Source organism: Pedobacter montanisoli (assembly GCF_022809115.1).
GTDB lineage: Bacteria > Bacteroidota > Bacteroidia > Sphingobacteriales > Sphingobacteriaceae > Pedobacter > Pedobacter montanisoli.
In genome coordinates, this window is sequence record NZ_JALGBH010000002.1 from 295,984 (window position 1) to 316,796 (window position 20,813).

Consider the following 20,813-nt stretch of genomic DNA (forward strand, 5'->3'; position numbering starts at 1 on the left):
AAATTTATTCTGTTTCGGGATTTTTAATTGCTACATCAGGCAATACAAAATTGCTGTTTACCTCTTCTACAAAAGTTAAGATATCGTCTTTGCCCAGTCCGCTTTCAGATGAGGTTAAAAAAGAAGCAGGCACCTCTTCAAACCAGCGTTTCAAAGCTTTGTTAAAAGCAGCCATATTTTGCTTTGATTTATTGATAGACTGTTTATCGGCTTTTGTATAAACAATAACGAAAGCAATACCACATTCGCCCAACCAGCAACAAAAATCAAGATCAATCTGTTGTGGCTCCAATCTGCTATCTACCAGTACAAAAACACATTGCAAGCTCTCTCTTTTGGTCAAGTAATTTCTAATGAACTTTTCCCATTTCTCTCTGCTTGATTTAGAAACTTTTGCATAACCATAGCCAGGTAAATCTACAATATACCAACTACCGTTAATTAAAAAGTGATTGATCAGCTGCGTTTTACCTGGTTTTTGAGAGGTTTTGGCCAATCCTTTTTGGTTAACCAGCATATTGATCAATGAAGATTTGCCTACGTTTGAACGCCCAATAAAAGCATATTCGGGCATATCTGGAGCAGGCAAAGCCGAAATTTTAGTGTTACTGACAACAAATGTTGCTGATTTAATAAGCATAGGGCAAAGGTAGTAATTTAGTTGGTGAAGTCAGATAAAGCGCTTAAGATGCATAGGCTACTTCATCATTTCACAAAAAAATAGATCATTCTTTTCTATCTTTGCAGCATATTATGAATTCAGAAATCACCCCATACGCAAGTAACGATACCAAGAAAAAGCAGGTTGCAAGCATGTTCAATAACATTTCAAAGACCTATGACTTTTTAAACCATTTTCTCTCTTTAGGTATTGATATTATATGGCGTAAAAAAGCGATCAAAGAGCTTTTAACCGATAAACCTCAGCATATTTTAGATGTAGCCACAGGTACGGGAGATTTTGCTTTTGAGGCGATCAAGATCTTAAAACCTAACAAAATTACGGGAGTTGATATTTCTGAAGGTATGCTAGAAGTAGCCAGACAGAAAATAGCAGACAGAAATTTAGGAGAAGTATTTACTGTACAGTTAGGAGATTCTGAAGGTCTGCATTTTGAAGACAATACTTTTGATGCCATTACAGTAGCTTTTGGTGTAAGAAATTATGAGAATCTTGAAAAAGGACTGTCTGATATGCTAAGGGTGTTAAAGCCTGGAGGTAAAGTGGTTGTTTTAGAATTCTCGAATCCTACTGCATTTCCAGTAAAACAGGCTTATCATATTTACTTTAAATACCTCACCCCATTTTTTGGAGGATTATTTTCTAAGGATAAAAAAGCTTATTCCTATTTACAAGAATCGGTTGTCGCTTTTCCAGATGGGCAGCGTTTTACCGATCTGATGCAAAAAATAGGCTATAAAAATACCAAACATCGTTCTTTAACGTTTGGTATAAGTGCCATTTATACCGGTATTAAATGAGAAAACTCTTAACCCTCTTTTTATTATTATCTTGTTTTAGCCTATATGTTAAAGCTCAGAACTGGGGTGGAGGGATAGATGATGAAGATTTTAACTGGGGCTTTACCTTTCAATACGTCGCTTCTGAATTCAAGATTATAAAAACACCTAACTGGAGAGCGCCTTTTAAGGATGCAGAACAGGGAGGCATTCCGGTAACAGACCCTTTAAGCTCTATATCTTCTCCTTTATCAGCCGGTTTTGGAATAGGCTTTGTATTAAATCGCAGCATAAACAAAAACACAGATCTTAGATTTACACCTTCAATTGTTTTTAACGATAGGCTTGTTGATTATAAATACGAAATCCCATCTGTTATCAATACAGCATTCTCAGAAAAGCAGCAAAAAGTGCAGTCAACCATGTTAGATTTGCCTTTACTGTTAAAAGTAAAATCGAACCGTCAAAATAATTTTAGAGCATATTTTTTTGGAGGTGGTAAATACTCAATGGATTTAGCATCGGGTAAAAAAGCCAAAGATGAAGATTTTGCGGCTATAGATAAGTTCCTTAAGAATAAGAAAGCATTCTTTTCTTATGAAGCGGGCATCGGTTTCGACCTCTATTTTGAATATTTTAAAATGTCGCCCGAGATAAAAATTTCTCATTCCATTGGAAATGTAATGAAAAGAGAAAATACACCTTATGCAACCCCAATAGAGAAAGCGATATTACGCAATTTTACATTTAGTTTGTTTTTCGAGTAAAGACCTTCTGATAAAAACTTTATTTTTGCATTAAAATCTTAGAGTAATGGCTAAAATTGCATTAATTACCGGTGCAACTTCAGGTATAGGCGAAGCCTGTGCACACACGTTTGCAGAACAGGGATACCATTTAATTTTAATTGCCAGGAGAGAGCAATTGCTTGAGAAATTAGCTGAAACCCTGAAACAAAAACACCAGATCGAGGTTAAAAAGATACAGGCCGATGTAAGAGATAAAGAGAATATCTCTTACGTATTGGAAACATTACCTGCGCATTGGAAAGAAGTTGATGTATTGGTGAATAATGCAGGTTTAAGCCAAGGATTAGATCCTATTGATAAAGGTAACACAGACGATTGGGATACGATGATAGATACCAATATTAAAGGTTTACTATATGTTACCAAGGCAGTTTCGGGATGGATGGTTGAAAGAAAAAAAGGCCATATCGTCAACATTGGATCTATAGCAGGAAAAGAAGTATATGCCAATGGTAATGTTTATTGTGCAACTAAACATGCGGTAGATGCATTAAACAAAGGTATGCGTATAGATTTATTACCACATGGAATTAAAGTTACGGCGATTAATCCGGGTATGGTAGAAACTGAATTCTCAATTGTAAGATTTAAAGGAGATACAGGCCGGGCAAAAAAAGTTTACGATGGTTTGGAACCTCTAATTGCACAAGATATTGCAGATGCAATCTGGTTTGTGGTTAGCAGACCTCCACATGTAAATATTAATGATATGTTAATTATGCCTACTGCACAGGCCAATGGTTCAATTGTAAACAGAAATTAAACAACAGAAAAATGATTTCAAAAAATATAGATCAGGAAATAAAACAGGCTATGCTGGCCAAAGACCAGGTTAAGCTAAGAGGGTTAAGAGCTATTAAAGCGGCAATCTTATTGGCAAAAACAGAAAAAGGAGGAGCAGAAGACCTGGCAGAAGATGCCGAAATAAAAATTTTACAGAAACTGGTAAAACAACGTAAAGAATCGGCAGATATCTATAAAAGTCAGGGTAGAGAAGATCTGCTTCAGGTAGAACAGGAAGAAATAGATGTAATTAGTCAGTATTTGCCTAAACAACTGGAAAGAGCAGAGATCGAGGAGATTATACAAAATATCATTACCCAAACCGGAGCAACGAGCGTTAAAGATATGGGCAAAGTTATGGGCCTTGCTAATAAAGAACTGGCAGGTAAGGCAGAAGGCAAACTGATCGGAGAAATTGTAAAAAGCAGGTTATCTTAATATTTCGTATTCTTAAAGAATAATTATAATTGTAATAAATTTAAATTACTCTATCCGAATATTGTTAACTTAGTGACACATACCAAATTTATATAACGCAGATTTTATGACATACGAAGTAATACAAGAAGATGGTTTTAAATACATTGAGACAGGTGAGGGCGATCCGCTGGTGTTACTTCATGGCTTGATGGGAGAGTTAAGCAATTGGGAATATACAATAAACCACTTTAAGCAGAATTATAAGGTTATTGTGCCAATTCTGCCAATTTATGATTTACCTATACTTACGCTGGGCGTAAAAGCGCTTTCTAAATATTTACTTAAATTTTTGAAATTTAAAAAAATAAATCAAGCTGTTTTAGTAGGTAACTCTTTAGGCGGACACGTAGGATTGGTTTTTACAGTCAACCATCAGGAATACGTAAAAGCACTCGTATTAACCGGAAGTTCGGGTTTATATGAAAATGCCTTTGGAGGCTCTTTTCCAAGAAGAGAGAGCTATGATTATGTGCGTGAGAAAGTTGCTTTTACCTTTTATGATCCAGCTATTGCCACCAAAGAACTGGTAGATGAAGTTTTTGCTACCATTAACGATAGGGCAAAAGTAATCAGGATTTTAGCTATGGCTAAATCGGCTATCAGGCATAATATGTCTAAAGAGCTCACAAAAATAACAATCCCTGTATCTTTGATCTGGGGTAAACAGGATAAAATCACACCGCCAGAGGTAGCCAATGAGTTTCATGAATGCCTGCCTAATTCTGAGCTTAACTGGATCGATAAATGTGGGCACGTTCCAATGATGGAGCATCCTGAAGAATTTAATGCTTATTTAGATAAGTTTTTAAAACGAGTATTATTGAAATAATGTTTGCTATAGAACTCATTTCGGATATTATACCCCCTCTAAAGACCTCTGATACGGCTCAGAAAGCTTTAGAGAGAATGAGTGAGTTCAAAATTTTTCACCTTCCTATTGTAAACGAAGCCCAGTTTCTGGGTTTGGTATCTGAAGAAGAACTGATAGAGGTAAGAGATCCGCAAACACCAATAGGGGCATTATCATTATCCCTTATTAATCCTTTTGTATTTGATAATTCGCATATATATGATGTTATAAAGTTGTTTCATCAATTGCAGTTATCGATAATGCCTGTTTTAAATCAAAAGAATAATTATCTGGGGCTTATATCGATCAATAACCTGATCAATTATACGGCCTCTATCTTTTCTGTGAATGAACCGGGAGGTATTATTGCTTTATCCATAAGCAACAGAAATAACTCATTGGCACACATGGCGCAGATTGTAGAATCAGATAACGCACAAATCCTTTCATCCTATATCAGGTCTTTTCCAGACTCTACACGTTTAGAAGTTACATTAAAGATAAATAAAACAGATCTTTCGGCTATTATAGCCTCTTTTGAACGATATGATTACGAAATAAGAGCAGTATTTAACAATACCGCTTATGATGATGGTTCATGGGACAGATACCAGTCCTTTATGAACTATTTAAATGTATAAACCTATGAAAATAGCTATTTACGGTAGAGACTTTAATGATAATGTACTACCCTATGTACAGGAGATATTTGATAGCTTAGCTGAGTACAATATAAAGATTACAGTTTTTCAAAAGTTTTTCAATTTCATACACCAAAAAGTACAACTACCTGCAGATACAGAAACTTTTCAGGAACACACCCAATTGTTAAATAGTACAGATGTTCTTTTAAGTTTAGGAGGCGATGGTACTTTATTAGATACTTTAACGCTGATAAGAGATTCTAAAATTCCTGTAATAGGGATAAACTTTGGACGTTTAGGTTTTCTAGCGAGTATCAACAAAGCTGATATCAAAGCAGCCATCAGGGCACTTGTAAATGGAGAATATACTTTAGATAAACGTAGTATATTAAATCTCGAATCGCCTAATAACTTATTTGGAAAAGAGAATTTTGCTTTAAATGATATTACCATTCATCGCAGAGATGATTCTGCCATGATGATCATTCATGCTTATATGAATGGAGAGTTTGTAAACTCTTACTGGGCAGATGGCTTAATCATAGCAACGCCAACAGGATCTACCGCTTATTCTTTAAGCTGCGGTGGCCCTATCATTTTACCCAGTGCGCAAAATTTTGTTATTACCCCCGTAGCTCCGCACAACTTAAATGTAAGACCTGTTGTTGTACCCGATGATGTACGCCTTACTTTTCAGGTAGAAGCCAGAAGTACAAAATTTCTTTTAACCTGCGATTCAAGAACCGAAACGGTTGATCGCAAAATAGAAATAAACATTAGTAAAGCTAATTTTTATATAAATTTAGTACGATTAAATAATGAAACCTTTTTAACTACGTTAAGGAATAAATTGCTTTGGGGTATAGATACGCGAAACTATTAGCATGCTTAAAAAGGCTTTAATTATTTTTCTCTTCTTATTAACCATTAAAACCGTAAGTTTTGCCCAAACTTTAGAGATTGGAGGCTTTGGTGGTGGCGCAGGTTATATGGGAGACTTAAACCCTGATAACCCCTTAAAAATAAGTGGATTTGCAGCAGGTGGTTTTATCAAAAATAATTTTAACCCTTACTGGTCTCTGGGCTTGTACGTTACTACCTCAAAAATAAAAGGGGATGATGCAACCTCAAAAAATCAACAATTCAGAGATCGTAACCTGAGTTTCTATACACCTTTAACAGAATTTGCCTTGATGGTTGATTTTAATTTTTTAGACTATATTCTTGAAGGAGGACGTCATAAAGTAACACCTTATTTATATGCTGGTGTAGGAATGGCACTGTTTAATCCAAAAACCAGGTATATGGATAAAACCTATGAATTGAGATATTACTTAACAGAAGGGCAGGACAAAATGTATGAGAATTACGCATTGGCCATTCCTTATGGAGTTGGCGTAAAATACAATATAGCAGGCAACTGGAGCACAACAGCAAGCCTCGGGTATAGAAATGCCTATACCGATTACCTGGATGATGTAAGTGGGTATTACCCTGATCCTTCGCAGTTGAGTAAAGACAGCAATATATCGCACTTGCAAAAAGTTTTTTCAGACAGGTCTGGCGAAAATACAGGAATTTATATAGGAAAGCCCAATACACAACGTGGAGATTTTAGAAAAAGAGATACTTATCTATTTGTTGGTATTGGCATAACTTATACCTTTGTGAGCCAAAAGTGCTTCTAAGTTAATAGGATCGCTAAATATACATGAGCTTTAAAGAACAAATTGATTTAACCAAATTACCACAGCACATTGCCATTATAATGGATGGAAATGGGCGATGGGCAAAAAATAAAGGAAAATTTAGAGTATTTGGACACGAGAGTGGTGTTTTATCCGTAAAAGATATTGTAGAAGGATGTATAGAAGTGGGCGTTAAATATCTTACCGTGTATGCATTTTCTACAGAAAACTGGAACAGACCAATTGAAGAAGTAAATGCATTAATGGAATTACTCATTTCAACTATCAACCAGGAAGCAGAAACTCTGAACAAAAATAATATCAGGCTTAATGCCATAGGTGATATCAATTCTTTACCGCAAAAGTGTATCGATGATTTGCATGATGCCATGCAAAAAACCAAGAATAATGATAAATGTACACTTACATTGGCATTGAGTTATAGCGCTAAATGGGAGCTTGTTGAAGCCGCAAAAAAAATAGCAGCAAAAGTTAAAACCGGCGAATTAGCCCTGAATGACATTAATGAACAGGAGTTTGCCGCACAATTAACCACACATAACATTCCAGATCCGGAATTAATGATCAGAACGAGTGGCGAACACAGAATAAGTAATTTTCTGTTATGGCAGTTAGCTTATACAGAACTTTATTTTACTGAAACGCTTTGGCCTGATTTCAGACGCGAACATCTTTTTGAAGCTATTGTAGATTATCAAAAAAGAGAACGCAGATTTGGCAAAATTAGTGAGCAATTAAACTAATTTTTCTTTTAACACTTTTTAACATGACTTTAAATTAACTTAGCCACCTATTACAAATTATAAATGAGAATCTTTTATCAATTCATTTTTCTGGTGTTTTTTGGTTTGCCTGCAATGGCGCAAATCAGAAATATGCAAACCATGCCTTCTTTAAAGGTGCAAGGCTCTGATTTAGATTATTTTAATCCGAGAGAATATATAATAGGCGGAACAACTTTAACCGGAACTAAATATCTGGATAAAGACGTGATCATTACATTATCCAAACTTATTAAAGGAGAAAGTGTAATGCTGCCAGGTGAAGCTACTGCCAATGCTATTAAAAACCTGTGGGTACAGGGCTTGTTTGATGATATTGAGGTAAACGTAGACAAAGTAAACGGCGATACCGTATATTTTAACATAGCTGTTGTTGAAAAACCCAGGTTAAGTGGTTTTGAGTTTGTGGGTTTAACCAAATCTCAAAAGAATGATATCTCAGAAAAATTAGCAGATAAAGCAGGTAAAAGTATCATAAACGATAACCTTTTTAATACTACAAAATCTGTTATAACCAAATACATGTATGAAAAAGGGTTTTTCTATACATCAGTAGATTATAAACAAAAACCTGATCCAAATCAGGAGAACAGCGTTATACTTGTAGTTGATGTAAACAAAGGACGTAGAGTTAAAGTACAGAAGATAGAATTTACCGGTAATAAAGAATTTTCGTCAAGAAAACTGAGGTCATATCTTAAAAAGACCAAACAGCGTGCATTTTATAAGATTTTTGGTAGTGGTAAATTCAATAAAGAAAAATACGAAGAAGATAAGCTGAAACTTATCTCAAAAATGCATGAAAAAGGATACCGTGACGCTACCATCATCAAAGACAGTCTTTACAAATACGATGATAAGACTGTTGGTATCAAAATAGATCTATACGAAGGGCCTAAATATTATTTCGGAAATATCAACTGGATAGGTAATGCAAAGTATCCTACCAGCGTATTAGAGAAAATTTTTGGAATAGAAAAAGGAGAGATATTTAGCGAAGAAAAATTAGAAAAGAAACTTCGTGGAAGTGCAAATGGCGATGACGTATCAAGTCTTTATCTGAATGATGGTTACTTGACCTTTAATGTAGATCCGGTGCAAACCAAAATCAGAAAAGATACGGTTGATATAGAAATGCGTATCTATGAAGGTCCGCAATATACCAACAATAGAATCTCTGTACAGGGTAATACCATTACTAACGATAGAGTAGTAATCAGAGAGATCCGTACCAAACCGGGCGAGAAATTCTCTAAAGACCTTTTAATTAGAAGTGTTCGTGAAATTGGCCAGTTAGGTAACTTTGATGAGGCTAAAACCAATCCGGTTCCAAAACCAAACCCTGCAGATGGTACAGTAGATATTGTTTACCATGTTGAGGAAAAACCATCAGACCAGATAGAATTATCAGGAGGCTTTGGCGGTGGCCGTGTAATTGGTACCTTGGGCTTAACTTTCAACAATTTTTCATTAAGAAATTTGTTTAAAGGCGAAGCTTACAGACCACTTCCTAAAGGAGACGGGCAACGTTTAAGTTTACGCGGACAAACCAACGGAAAATATTACCAGTCATACAGTTTCTCATTCTCTGAACCTTGGTTTGGAGGTAAGAAGCCAGTTAGCTTTGGTTTAAGTGGATTTACATCATTGCAGTCAAATGGTTTATCATCATCTAATGCAAGTTTCTATAAAATACGCTTAAACGGAGTTTCGGTAAGTTTAGGGAGAAAATTAAAATGGCCTGATAACTGGTTTGCCTTAGTGCATTCAATTAACCTGAACCAATATATATTACAGAATTATCCGGGATATTTATTTAGTACAGGTACATCATACAACCTGAACTTTACTCAGGAGATCAGCCGTGATTCAAGAAATCATAATATTTTCCCTACCGGAGGTTCTTATATTAAATTTACAGTACAGGCAACTCCACCATATTCATTGCTGAATAACGTTAACTATGCAATAGCATCCGATAAACAACGTTATAAGTTTACTGAATACCACAAATGGAAATTTGAAGCACAATGGTTTGAAACCCTGGTTGGTAAACTGGTGTTTAAAGGACAGGCTCAGTTTGGTTTCTTAGGTTCATATAATAGTGCGGTAGGTCAGTCGGCTTTTGAACGCTTTAAATTAGGTGGTGATGGTATGCAAGGTTTTGACTTTTTACAGGGATCAGAAATTATAGCAATGCGTGGTTATTCAAATAACTCTGTTATTCCGGTTGGAGCAGATCCTAACATTGCGCAAAGTTCAGGAAGTCCTATCTTTACTAAATATGTAATGGAGTTAAGACATCCGGTTATCAATTCGCAACAGGCAACAGCATTTTTAACAGCGTTTGCAGAGGCCGGAAATACGTGGAACAGATTTAGTGATTTCAATCCGTTTAATGTTAGACGTTCTGTAGGTGTTGGAGCTAAAATATTTTTGCCGATATTTGGATTGTTAGGTATTGATTATGGATACGGTTTTGATAAAATACCAGGTTTGCCAGATGCTAATAAAGGACAATTCCACTTTAGTATAGCGCAACAGCTGGGAGGTTTTAACTAAACAAAAAATAACGCACATGAAAAAAATTGTTTTAGCCTGTTTATTTCTGTTAGGTGGTTTAACTGTATCGGCACAAAAGTTTGCCTATGTAGATACAGAATATATTTTAAAACATCTGCCAGATTATAAATCTTCACAAACACAACTGGAAGGATTATCGCAGCAATACCAGAAAGACGTAGATCAGTTGTTTGCAGAGGTAGATAAAATGTACCGTGCATATCAGGCAGATCAGGTATTATTAACAGACGATATGCGCAAAAGACGTGAGAATGAGATTATAGAGAAAGAGAAAAAAGCAAAAGAAGTTCAAAGACAAAAATTTGGTCCGGAAGGAGATCTGTTTCAAATGCGTACCAAGCTTTTAAAACCTATTCAGGAAAAAGTGGCGAAAGCTGTAGGAGAGGTTGCTAAAATCAAATACCTTGATTTTGTTTTTGATAAAAGCAGCGAATCTACCATGATGATTTATGCAAGTGCATCATTTGATATCAGTAATGATGTGATTGTTAAATTAGGCTTTAAGCCAGGAACTGTAGTAAAATAGTATTTTTAGAAAATTAAATTAGGAAAATAAGAAAAAATGAGAAAGTTAATTAACGTAATTTGCGTAACGGCGGGTTTGATGCTTAGCGTAAGTGTGGCAAATGCACAACAAAAATTAGGGCACATCAATTCTGAAGCAATTTTAAGTGTTTGGGGAGATTGGACAAAAGCGGCTACAGAAATTAATAACCTTTCTAATACTAAGCAGCAAGAGATCGATAAAATGATGGGCGAGTACCAGACTAAGCTTAAAGCTGCTCAGGATAAAGAAGATTCAAGAAGTGTTTCTAACCAGGCGCAAGTTAACCAGGAATTAGAGAAAATGGGTAAAGAGCTTAATGATTTGCAAAACAGAATTCAGGCTGCAAGAGAAAAAGCTCAAAAAGACATTGAAACTAAACAACAGGAGTTGTTTTCACCTTTGCATACCAAAATAGGAAACATCATTAAAACTGTAGCGAAAGAAAAAGGTTTCGCTTATGTATTTGATATTGCTGCTTCTCAAGGTTTCAACAATATTATTTATTCTGATGGAGGAGAAGATCTTACTGCAGAAATTAAATCAAAATTAGGTATTTCTGCAACAGCTACAACAGCACCAGCTGCCACTAAACCAGCTGCAGGAACTACAAAACCTAAAAATTAGTAACAGATTTTATTAAATTTGAAAACGGAATTGAAGATAGCTTCAATTCCGTTTTTTTATGGAAAGAAAATTTTCAATAGGTGTTTTTGATTCAGGTTACGGTGGATTAACTGTTCTTAAATCTATTATAGAAACCCTGCCAGACTACAATTACATTTATTTAGGTGATAATGCCCGTTCTCCTTATGGAGACCATAGCTTTGAAACCGTTTATCATTATACGCTGCAAAGTGTAGAATGGTTATTTAATAAAGGCTGTAAACTGGTTATACTAGCTTGTAATACAGCCTCAGCAAAAGCACTTAGAAATATACAGCAACTGGTTCTGCCTGAAAAATATCCCGGACACAGAGTTTTAGGGGTAATTAGACCCACTGCCGAAATTATAGGAGATTTTACCCAAACCCAAAAAGTAGGTGTATTAGGCACAAGAGGAACAGTTCGTTCAAACTCTTATCCTATAGAAATCAGTCATTTTTTTCCTGATGTTGAGGTATTTCAACAAAGCTGCCCTTTGTGGGTACCTTTGGTAGAAAACAATGAGCATCTGAATGAAGGAGCAGATTATTTTGTGAAAAAATATTTAGATGAATTATTTGTTCAATCTAAAGATATAGATACGTTGTTGTTAGCCTGTACACATTATCCCTTAATGATTTCTAAAATAGCCGAATATATTCCTGAACAAGTTAAAATAGTGGCACAAGCAGATATTGTAGCCCAAAGCCTTCTTAATTATCTATATAGACATCCTGAAATAGAAAATGAATTGCTCCAAAACCAGAAGCGTGTATTCTATACATCAGGAGATACAGAAAATTTTGATCAGCATGCAGCCATTTTCTTAGAACAGGCTATAACATCCTTAAAAATGGAGTGGTAAACAATTAAGATCCAGAAATATAACATAAAAATGATGATGCAACTGAATTTTTATCACCCTTGTTTTTAGTTTTTAATTTTTAAAAGGGTAAATTTGCGCTTCAATACAAATCAATGAGCGATCAGATCAAACACGAATGCGGAATAGCCTTTATCCGCTTGTTAAAACCTCTCTCATATTACCAGGAAAAATACGGTACAACACTTTACGGCCTGAATAAACTTTATCTCTTAATGGAGAAACAGCATAACCGCGGACAAGATGGCGCGGGTATCGCTACCATTAAACTTGATATGAAACCAGGTAACCGCTATATTAGCCGTTACCGCTCAATGGCCCAAAATGCAGTATCAGATATCTTCAGCTATGTACAAAACAAATTTGTAAGCATACAGGAAGAAACACCTGAGTTAATGAAAGATGCTGAATACCTTAAACAAAATGTAAGTTTTGTTGGCGAGGTTTTAATGGGGCATTTGCGTTATGGTACGCATGGAAAGAACAGTATTGAAAACTGCCATCCTTTTTTACGTCAAAATAACTGGATGACCAGAAACCTGGTTATAGCTGGTAACTTTAACATGACCAACGTAGATGAATTGTTAGAGCAGCTTTATGAACTGGGACAACATCCTAAAGAAAAAGCTGATACCGTAACCGTATTAGAAAAGATTGGCCATTTCTTAGATGATGAAAATCAGGAGCTTTTTGATGAATATAAAAAAGAAGGCTTAAGCAATGTAGAAATCACTCAAAAAATCTCTAAAAATCTTAATATTGCTAATATCTTACGTCGCTCGGCCAAAAACTGGGATGGAGGATATACCATTTGTGGTATTGTAGGTAATGGCGATGCTTTTATACTGCGTGATCCGGCTGGAGTAAGACCGGCTTTTTATTATGCAGATGATGAGATTGTAGTGGCAGCATCAGAACGTCCGGCTATACAAACCGCTTTTAACATCCCAATTAAAGATGTAAAGGAAATAGAACCCGGACATGCGCTGATTGTAAAGAAAGATGGAACAGTAAGTCAGGAAATATACCGCGATCCTGTAGAAAAAAGAGCCTGTTCTTTTGAACGTATCTATTTTTCAAGAGGAAGTGATGCAGATATTTATAAAGAACGTAAAAAATTAGGCCAATTACTTTGCCCTCAGGTTTTACAGGCGGTTAATCACGATATTAAAAATACAGTATTCTCTTTTATTCCTAATACTGCCGAAGTATCATTCTATGGTATGGTAGAAGGTGTAAATGAATACATCAGAAATCTCCAGAAAGAAAAGCTCATTAAGAATAAAGAAAACTTAAATGATGAGCAGTTGGATGAATTATTGTCATTAAGGCCAAGAGTTGAAAAACTGGCAATCAAAGATGTTAAGTTGCGTACTTTTATTACGCAGGATGCAGATCGTAGTGAAATGGTGGCGCACGTATATGATACCACTTATGGTATTATAGAAAACCATGTAGATACTTTGGTGGCTATAGATGATTCTATTGTAAGAGGTACAACCCTTAAACAAAGTATCATTAAAATTATAGACAGGTTACACCCTAAAAAAATAATTATCGTTTCTTCTGCTCCGCAGATCAGATACCCTGACTGTTATGGCATTGATATGTCTAGAATGGGACAATTTGTGGCTTTTGATGCAGCTATACAATTATTGAAAGAAAGAGGGATGGAACATATTATTGAAGAAGTTTACCAGAAATGTAAGGCTTCTTTATTATTGCCTAAAGATCAGATTGTAAATCACGTAAAAGAAATTTACAAACCGTTTAAACAACAGGAAATTTCTGATAAAATAGCTGAAATTATTACTCCTGAAGGCACAAACGCAGAAGTACAATTGATTTATCAGACTTTAGATAATCTTCATCTGGCTACGCCCCATCATACTGGCGACTGGTATTTCTCAGGGAATTACCCTACTGCCGGAGGAAATAAAGTGGTAAATAAAGCTTTTGTAAACTGGAAAGAAGGTAACAACCAAAGAGCATATTAAAACTCCCCATAAATAAAAAAAGCAGTGTTTTTAACACTGCTTTTTTTATGATGCCTTATTTTATTTGTAACTATAGATAAAACTGTAAATAGGTTTTTGAAATAAGCCATACAGCAAAAGCGATGATGATGACCCCGGCCAGTTTGTTAAGCAGTTTAAGATGGCTTTCATGAATACGATAACGCAATTTGCCCGCATAAAAAGTTTTAACGGCATCAATACTAAGCTGAGTAAATAAAGCTATGATAAAACAAATAATTTTCTCATACATTAAATTGTTAAGCTTAACAGAGATAATACCACTTACTACCACCCAAAACATGAAGGTAGAAGGTGTTAAGATACACATCAGAAAACCTTTGATGATATAACCCCGCTTACTGATCTTAACCAGACTGTTTTCCTGGTAATTTAGCGATATACGAGAGGAGATATAATAAATACCAACCCCCAGTAGAAAAAGACCACCTATAATGCCAATATACTTATCTAAATTTTCTCTGTACACAAAAAACTGACTGCCAAAAAGAACAATACTGATTAAAATAATATCGCTGATAAAAACACCTATGGCTAAAGAAAAGCCAGCTTTAAAGCCTCTTTCAATAGCTGTTTTAATCATGGCAAAGAAAACCGGACCAGTTATAAATGAGGAAATTAACCCTGCACCAAGACCTAAAATAATCGCTTCAAACATTAATATCTGCCGTAAAAATTTTTGCTAATATGCACTTTTGTAAGTTAAAAATACATTTTTTAATTTTTAACATCTGTAAAAGCCCCTTTGTTTCGATACTTTCTTTTTGAAAAAAAGCGATACTTTTTACGTTATTTTTAACAAAAATAGGTTAGCATTTATAAATTTTTTAAGTTAGGCCAAAATTTCAAACAACCTAAACTATTTTTATGGAAAAGAGATCTTCCAATTATGTTCAGCAAATGGTAATCATTTGTGCATTATTTTTTGTTTTTGGTTTTATAACATGGCTTAATGGTACACTGATACCTTTTTTACAACTGGCCTGTGATTTAGATGAACATCAGGCATTATTTGTAACCTTTGCCTTTTATATTGCTTATGCAGTATTTGCTCTACCGTCTTCATCAATCCTAAAAAAAACGGGATTTAAAAATGGAATGGCCTTAGGTCTTTTTGTAATGGCTATAGGTTGTGTGGTTTTTATACCTGCTGCTCAGCAACGTAATTTTACTTTGTTTTTAACTGGATTATTTATTCAGGGCGCTGGTTTAGCTTTATTACAAACAGCATCTAATCCTTATGCGGCAATTATTGGCCCAATGGAAAGTGCCGCCCAACGTATAAGTATTATGGGTATCTGTAATAAAATAGCAGGAGCCCTTAGTCCGTTGGTATTGAGTGCCTTGGTATTAAGTGGCGCAAATGCTGTTCAGGAAAAAATCAATATGACAGGTATCACAATTGATGAAAGAACTACTTTATTAAATGAACTGGCAGGAAAAGTAATTATGCCGTACATTGTATTAGCTGCAGTATTATCATTGGTTGCATTTTTAGTTAAAAAATCAGCATTGCCTGAAATTGATACAGATAAAGAAGAAACAGTAGAAACAGGTACAGCTTTACCTGCAAAATCATCGGTTTTCTCTTATCCTCATTTAGTGTTAGGTGTAATTTGTTTGTTTTTATATGTAGGAGTGGAGGTAATGGCAGGTGATGTTATAGGTAACTATGGTCGTTCTATGGGAATGAGCTTAGATGAAACCAAGTACTTTACTACTTTTACCTTGATCGCAATGTTAGCAGGATATATTATCGGTATTCTTACTATTCCTAAATTTATCAGTCAGCAAACCAGTTTAAAATTAGCAGCAATCTTAGGGATTGCATTTACCTTAGGCGCTTATTTTACTGATGGTTATACAGCGGTTACCTTTATAGCTTTATTAGGGTTAGCAAATGCGCCAATGTGGCCGGCTATTTTTCCTTTAGCCATTAATAAATTAGGTCGTTTTACCAAAACTGGTTCTGCCCTGTTAATCATGGGTATAGCGGGTGGCGCCATCATTCCGCAAATTTACGGACATTTGAAAAAAGACTTTGGTGTTCCAAATAACATGGCATTCTTAATTTGCATGTTGCCTGCTTATATCTATATATTCTATTACGCAGTTAAAGGTTATAAAGCAGGCTTAAAAGATGCATAAACCTAGTTTTAACCAGATATTCATGAATTTAGCTACAGACCTGGCTGGGCGCTCACATTGTGTGAGAGCCCAGGTAGGTGCTGTACTTACCAAAGATACCCGTATCATTTCTATAGGGTATAATGGTCCGCCGTCAGGTACGCATAATTGTGATGAAGAGTGGCCTGAAAAAGGTTGCGATCGTGATAGCAAAGGAAGCTGTTCATTGGCTTTACATGCAGAGGAAAATGCGATACTATATGCTGTAAAAAATGGCTCCAAGATAGAAGGTGCAACCTTATATACTACGCTTTCACCATGCATTGCCTGTGCAAGGCTGATTTTATCGTCAGGTATTAGTCAGGTGTACTACAAAGATTCATATGCCGCATATAAAGGTTTAAATAGCGATGAAGGTGTTGACTTCTTAGAACGTTTTGGAGTTAATATCGCCCAGCTTGAAAAATAACAGGTAAAAGTTTAATACATCTTTAAATTGTTGTGTTTTTGCCGCTTTTTTGATGTGAAAATCATTGAAAAAGCCTACCTTTGCACATGCTTGAAAAAATCATTATCCTCGATTTTGGTTCTCAGTTCACACAACTTATTGCTCGTCGCGTTCGCGAATTAAACGTGTACTGTGAAATCCACCCTTTTAATCATATTCCAGAGTTAGATTCAACTGTTAAAGGCATCATTCTATCAGGTAGCCCTTATTCGGTAAGACAGGAAGATGCACCTTATGTTGATCTGAATTTGTTTAAAGATTATCCGCTTCTGGCCGTATGTTATGGTGCGCAGTTTATTGCACAACAGCATGGAGGTAATGTAGAAGCATCGGCAAGCAGAGAATATGGCAGAGCTAACCTGAACTATGTAAACGCTGATAACAAATTGTTTAAAGGCGTTCAGCAAGATTCGCAAGTTTGGATGAGCCATGGCGATACTATTACACATATCCCTGAAGATTTCGAGATTATTGCAAGTACAGCAGATGTTAAGGTAGCCGGTTATCAGCTAAAGGGGAAAGATATTTACGCGATTCAATTCCACCCTGAGGTAACTCATAGTGTAGATGGAAAAATTTTGTTAAGTAATTTCCTTACAACTATTTGTGGTTGTGCACAAGATTGGACTTCTGATGCTTTTGTAGAAACTACAATTGCAGATTTGAAGCAACAGTTAGGTAATAATAAAGTGGTTTTAGCCCTTTCGGGAGGAGTAGATTCAAGCGTTGCAGCCGTATTATTACATAAAGCCATCGGCAAAAATTTACACTGTATTTTTGTCGATAATGGTCTTTTGCGTAAAAATGAATACGAAAGTGTACTTGAGCAGTACAAAAATTTTGGATTAAATATCAAAGGTGTTGATGCAAAAGACAGGTTCTTAAGCGAACTTGCCGGAGTTGAAGATCCTGAGAAAAAACGCAAGATAATTGGTCGTGTATTTATCGAGGTTTTTGACGATGAGGCACACCAGATACAAGATGTAAAATGGCTGGCACAAGGTACCATTTATCCTGATGTGATCGAATCAGTTTCGGTAAAAGGCCCGTCAGCTACCATTAAATCGCACCATAATGTGGGTGGTTTACCAGACTTTATGAAACTAAAAGTAGTAGAACCTCTTAAAACTTTGTTTAAAGATGAAGTAAGAAGAGTGGGAGCTGCTTTAGGCTTAGAAAGTTTCATCTTAGGCCGTCATCCTTTTCCGGGTCCAGGTTTAGGTATCAGGATCATTGGCGAGGTTACTGCCGAAAAAATTGCTATATTGCAGGAAGCAGATCATATTTATATCAATAACTTAAAAGAAGCCGGATTATACGATAAAGTATGGCAGGCGGGTGCAATCTTTTTACCGGTAAGATCTGTAGGCGTGATGGGTGATGAGCGTACGTATGAGAATGTGATTGCCCTGAGAGCAGTTGAGTCCTTAGATGGAATGACTGCAGACTGGTGCCATTTACCATATAATGTACTCGCAAAAATTTCTAATGAAATTATCAATAAAGTAAGAGGAATTAATCGGGTTGTATATGACATTAGCTCAAAACCACCGGCTACAATTGAATGGGAATAAGTTTTTAATCATACTGTGTTGCATAATTACCTTAGGTGCCTGTTCACCTAAGGTAGTGCAAAAAAAAGAGCCTGTAACCGTTCCTGTAGTTAAACCGGAAAAGACAGTAGGCCTTAATAATTTTACGCAGGCAGAAGTAAGTATACTTGTTCCTTTTAAACTCAATGAGTTTAACCCAAATACTGTAACCAAAAAGCAGTTCGAGAAATTTGAAATGCCCATTGATTTTTATCAGGGCTTAACCTATGGTTTTGATTCGGCAGCTAATTCAGGCTTAAACTTTAAATTAAATGTATTTGATACTAGGGATAATAATGCCCGTTTAGGTAGTTTATTGCAAGATAATACCATTAAGCAAAGTAACCTGATTATTGGTCCTGTTTTTCCTGATGGGTTAAAATACATGACCAATTTCTCTATTGCCAATGATCTTCCGGTAGTGTCACCTTTGGCAGCCTCAAAGCCTTCGGAATTTAATAACCCTAATCTGATTTCTATAGTAAATGATATTGATCAACATGGCATTAAAATAGCCGAATATATCGCCAAGCATTACAATACTGCAAACAGTATTGTGGTTTTAATTAACACACAAAAAACCTTAGACAAGCAATTTGCTGATCCCATAAAAGAAACGTTTAAAAAGCATTATCCTAACTTCTTGGTACAAGAATATACCTCTGTAAATATTTTTGAAACAAAGATGATCAAGGATAAAAAGTACGCAGTTATCATTTGTTCGCAGGATGTACCTTTTGTAACACCATCTATAGCAAAACTGTATAAACTGAAAACTTTACCTAATACAGGTTATCAGATTAATCTTTTTGGGCATCCGAACTGGATAAAGCAGAATTATAGTACTGAACAATTACAGAGCTTGAATGCTATTATAAGCTCTTCTTATTTTGTAGATTACAAATCTACAGAGGTGGTAAATTTTGTAAAAAGATACCGAGCTAAATATCAGGTAGAACCAACTGAATATGCTTTTAAAGGCTTTGATATTGGTTTTTATTTTGGTAAACTGATGGTAAAACATGGTCGTAATTATCTTGATTTCATCAGGAAAGAGAAATATAAGGGACTACACAATGATTTTGAGTTCGATTTTGATCCTCTTTATGGTTACTATAATAAAAGCCTGATGCTATTACAATATAGAAACCTGATGCTTAATGTAATTGATTAATCTTTATGAAAGTACATCATCAGCTCAGAACCTTCGAAAAGATATTAGCAGAATATGACCATAAACTCCCTCTGCATCGCTTTTTGATAAGTTACTACAAACAAAATAAGCAGATGGGCTCTTCAGACAGGAGATGGGCCAGTAGGTATTTATACAGTTATTTTAGGTTGGGTAATGCTTTATCAGATTTGCCTTTGGTTGAGCGTTTAGCGATTGCAGACTTTTTATGTAATCCTACATTGAGCCTTGTCATCAGCGAATACCTCCCAAGCCTTGTTTCAGAAATTGAACAGTTTTTAGAAGTTAAGCTTAATCATATAAAAGAAATCTATAAAGATTTTAACATAGAACAGGTATTTCCATTTACCGAAACTCTATCTGCTACAATAGATAAAACAGCATTTTTGCGTTCTTTCTTTATTCAGCCCGATTTGTTTATCCGAGTAAAAGAAGCGCATTTGCTTTTGGTAAAAAATATGCTTGCCGACCATGATGTACCGGTAAATGAAATTTCGCCCGTTACCTTAAGTGTGTCTAATGGTACCAAGTTAGACCAAATAATCTCTGATCAACACTTATATCACATACAAGATTTATCCTCACAGCAAACTTCTGCTTTTTTTGAACCTCATGTTTACGAATATTGGTGGGATTGCTGTGCTGCTTCCGGTGGGAAATCACTGCTTTTACATGATTTACAACCTGATATTAATCTTTTGGTAAGTGATGTAAGAGAAAGCAGCCTGATTAACCTCGAAGAAAGATTTAGACTCGCAGGTATAAAAAAATACCAGAAAAAAGTTCTGGATCTTTTGCAGAACAATGATCAGGTATTGCATGATTTTAGTTTTGACGGCATATTACTCGATGCCCCTTGTACGGGTTCGGGCACATGGGGACGTACCCCTGAAATGCTGACCAGTTTTAATGCGCAAAAGGTGTCTTATTTCAATAACTTACAGAAGACCATTGCTGGTAATGTAATTAAGTACCTCAAACCCGGGAAACCTTTAATATACATGACCTGTTCGGTATTTAAGGCCGAAAATGAAGATGTAGTGGCTTATCTGCTGGAAAATTATCCTTTAAAATTAGAAAAAATGGAACTGATCAAAGGTTATAACCATAAAGCAGACAGCATGTTTGCTGCCCGATTAATCAGGCAAACAGATTAGAACAGACGCTTAATCTTATTCTTGATAT

General features: G+C 35.6%; 21 protein-coding genes. 19 read left to right on the forward strand and 2 right to left on the reverse strand.

The features are described from left to right. Positions 1 to 4: 4 nt before the first annotated feature. Positions 5 to 640: a ribosome biogenesis GTP-binding protein YihA/YsxC gene (gene yihA / locus MMF97_RS09080; RefSeq protein ID WP_243361710.1), complete on the reverse strand. Its 636-nt coding sequence runs from the start codon at positions 638 to 640 to the stop codon at positions 5 to 7. Positions 641 to 753: 113 nt separating this feature from the next. On the opposite strand from yihA, the gene ubiE reads away from it, so the two are divergent. From ubiE to MMF97_RS09150, 14 genes are all read left to right on the forward strand, one after another. Continuing rightward, on the forward strand, positions 754 to 1,482 hold the full coding sequence (gene ubiE, locus MMF97_RS09085) for a bifunctional demethylmenaquinone methyltransferase/2-methoxy-6-polyprenyl-1,4-benzoquinol methylase UbiE (RefSeq protein ID WP_243361712.1): 729 nt from the start codon (positions 754 to 756) through the stop codon (positions 1,480 to 1,482). Further along, the gene (gene porT / locus MMF97_RS09090) at positions 1,479 to 2,228 is read left to right on the forward strand and encodes a type IX secretion/gliding motility protein PorT/SprT (protein WP_243361714.1); all 750 of its coding nucleotides are present in this window, start codon (positions 1,479 to 1,481) and stop codon (positions 2,226 to 2,228) included. Before ubiE ends, porT begins: the two co-directional genes overlap by 4 nt. Before the next feature lie 46 nt (positions 2,229 to 2,274). After that, the gene (locus MMF97_RS09095; protein WP_243361716.1) at positions 2,275 to 3,033 is read left to right on the forward strand and encodes an SDR family oxidoreductase; all 759 of its coding nucleotides are present in this window, start codon (positions 2,275 to 2,277) and stop codon (positions 3,031 to 3,033) included. Positions 3,034 to 3,044: 11 nt separating this feature from the next. Continuing rightward, positions 3,045 to 3,491: a GatB/YqeY domain-containing protein gene (locus tag MMF97_RS09100; protein ID WP_243361717.1), complete on the forward strand. Its 447-nt coding sequence runs from the start codon at positions 3,045 to 3,047 to the stop codon at positions 3,489 to 3,491. A gap of 106 nt (positions 3,492 to 3,597) precedes the next feature. Then, positions 3,598 to 4,362 carry an alpha/beta fold hydrolase gene (locus MMF97_RS09105; protein ID WP_243361719.1) on the forward strand — a complete coding sequence of 255 codons (765 nt, stop codon included), beginning with the start codon at positions 3,598 to 3,600 and terminating at the stop codon, positions 4,360 to 4,362. Continuing rightward, on the forward strand, positions 4,362 to 5,024 hold the full coding sequence (locus MMF97_RS09110; protein ID WP_243361721.1) for a CBS domain-containing protein: 663 nt from the start codon (positions 4,362 to 4,364) through the stop codon (positions 5,022 to 5,024). Before MMF97_RS09105 ends, MMF97_RS09110 begins: the two co-directional genes overlap by 1 nt. A gap of 4 nt (positions 5,025 to 5,028) precedes the next feature. Next, positions 5,029 to 5,910 (forward strand): NAD kinase, encoded by an 882-nt coding sequence (locus tag MMF97_RS09115; RefSeq protein WP_243361723.1) that lies wholly within the window; start codon positions 5,029 to 5,031, stop codon positions 5,908 to 5,910. A gap of 1 nt (position 5,911) precedes the next feature. Further along, positions 5,912 to 6,715 (forward strand): type IX secretion system protein PorG, encoded by an 804-nt coding sequence (gene porG, locus MMF97_RS09120; protein ID WP_243361725.1) that lies wholly within the window; start codon positions 5,912 to 5,914, stop codon positions 6,713 to 6,715. 23 nt (positions 6,716 to 6,738) lie between these two features. Beyond that, positions 6,739 to 7,479, forward strand: a complete 741-nt coding sequence (locus tag MMF97_RS09125; protein ID WP_243361727.1) for an isoprenyl transferase — start codon at positions 6,739 to 6,741, stop codon at positions 7,477 to 7,479. A gap of 63 nt (positions 7,480 to 7,542) precedes the next feature. Continuing rightward, the gene (gene bamA, locus MMF97_RS09130) at positions 7,543 to 10,080 is read left to right on the forward strand and encodes an outer membrane protein assembly factor BamA (RefSeq protein ID WP_394801160.1); all 2,538 of its coding nucleotides are present in this window, start codon (positions 7,543 to 7,545) and stop codon (positions 10,078 to 10,080) included. 16 nt (positions 10,081 to 10,096) lie between these two features. After that, complete coding sequence (locus tag MMF97_RS09135) at positions 10,097 to 10,627, forward strand: OmpH family outer membrane protein (protein ID WP_243361729.1); 531 nt, start codon at positions 10,097 to 10,099, stop codon at positions 10,625 to 10,627. 36 nt (positions 10,628 to 10,663) lie between these two features. Beyond that, positions 10,664 to 11,272 (forward strand): OmpH family outer membrane protein, encoded by a 609-nt coding sequence (locus MMF97_RS09140; RefSeq protein ID WP_243361731.1) that lies wholly within the window; start codon positions 10,664 to 10,666, stop codon positions 11,270 to 11,272. A 58-nt stretch (positions 11,273 to 11,330) separates the two neighbouring features. Further along, positions 11,331 to 12,155, forward strand: coding sequence for a glutamate racemase (gene murI / locus MMF97_RS09145; RefSeq protein WP_243361733.1), 825 nt, complete (start codon positions 11,331 to 11,333; stop codon positions 12,153 to 12,155). A 113-nt stretch (positions 12,156 to 12,268) separates the two neighbouring features. Then, the gene (locus MMF97_RS09150) at positions 12,269 to 14,170 is read left to right on the forward strand and encodes a class II glutamine amidotransferase (RefSeq protein WP_243361734.1); all 1,902 of its coding nucleotides are present in this window, start codon (positions 12,269 to 12,271) and stop codon (positions 14,168 to 14,170) included. 70 nt (positions 14,171 to 14,240) lie between these two features. Here MMF97_RS09150 and MMF97_RS09155 read toward each other — a convergent pair whose 3' ends face one another. Continuing rightward, positions 14,241 to 14,867 carry a LysE family translocator gene (locus tag MMF97_RS09155; protein ID WP_243361737.1) on the reverse strand — a complete coding sequence of 209 codons (627 nt, stop codon included), beginning with the start codon at positions 14,865 to 14,867 and terminating at the stop codon, positions 14,241 to 14,243. Positions 14,868 to 15,076: 209 nt separating this feature from the next. Between MMF97_RS09155 and MMF97_RS09160 the strand changes: the two genes are divergently transcribed. The 5 genes from MMF97_RS09160 to MMF97_RS09180 all read left to right on the forward strand — a co-directional run bounded on the left by MMF97_RS09160 (position 15,077) and on the right by MMF97_RS09180 (position 20,785). Further along, a complete protein-coding gene (locus MMF97_RS09160; protein WP_243361739.1) occupies positions 15,077 to 16,357 on the forward strand; it encodes a sugar MFS transporter in 1,281 nt (426 codons plus the stop codon). Further along, complete coding sequence (locus tag MMF97_RS09165; RefSeq protein ID WP_243361740.1) at positions 16,350 to 16,805, forward strand: deoxycytidylate deaminase; 456 nt, start codon at positions 16,350 to 16,352, stop codon at positions 16,803 to 16,805. Before MMF97_RS09160 ends, MMF97_RS09165 begins: the two co-directional genes overlap by 8 nt. A gap of 86 nt (positions 16,806 to 16,891) precedes the next feature. Continuing rightward, a complete protein-coding gene (gene guaA, locus MMF97_RS09170; protein WP_243361741.1) occupies positions 16,892 to 18,418 on the forward strand; it encodes a glutamine-hydrolyzing GMP synthase in 1,527 nt (508 codons plus the stop codon). Continuing rightward, a complete protein-coding gene (locus tag MMF97_RS09175) occupies positions 18,375 to 19,610 on the forward strand; it encodes an ABC transporter substrate-binding protein (RefSeq protein ID WP_243361743.1) in 1,236 nt (411 codons plus the stop codon). The genes guaA and MMF97_RS09175 overlap by 44 nt, the downstream gene beginning before the upstream one ends. A 5-nt stretch (positions 19,611 to 19,615) precedes the next feature. Beyond that, the gene (locus MMF97_RS09180) at positions 19,616 to 20,785 is read left to right on the forward strand and encodes an RsmB/NOP family class I SAM-dependent RNA methyltransferase (RefSeq protein ID WP_243361745.1); all 1,170 of its coding nucleotides are present in this window, start codon (positions 19,616 to 19,618) and stop codon (positions 20,783 to 20,785) included. The last annotated feature ends 28 nt before the right edge of the window (positions 20,786 to 20,813 follow it).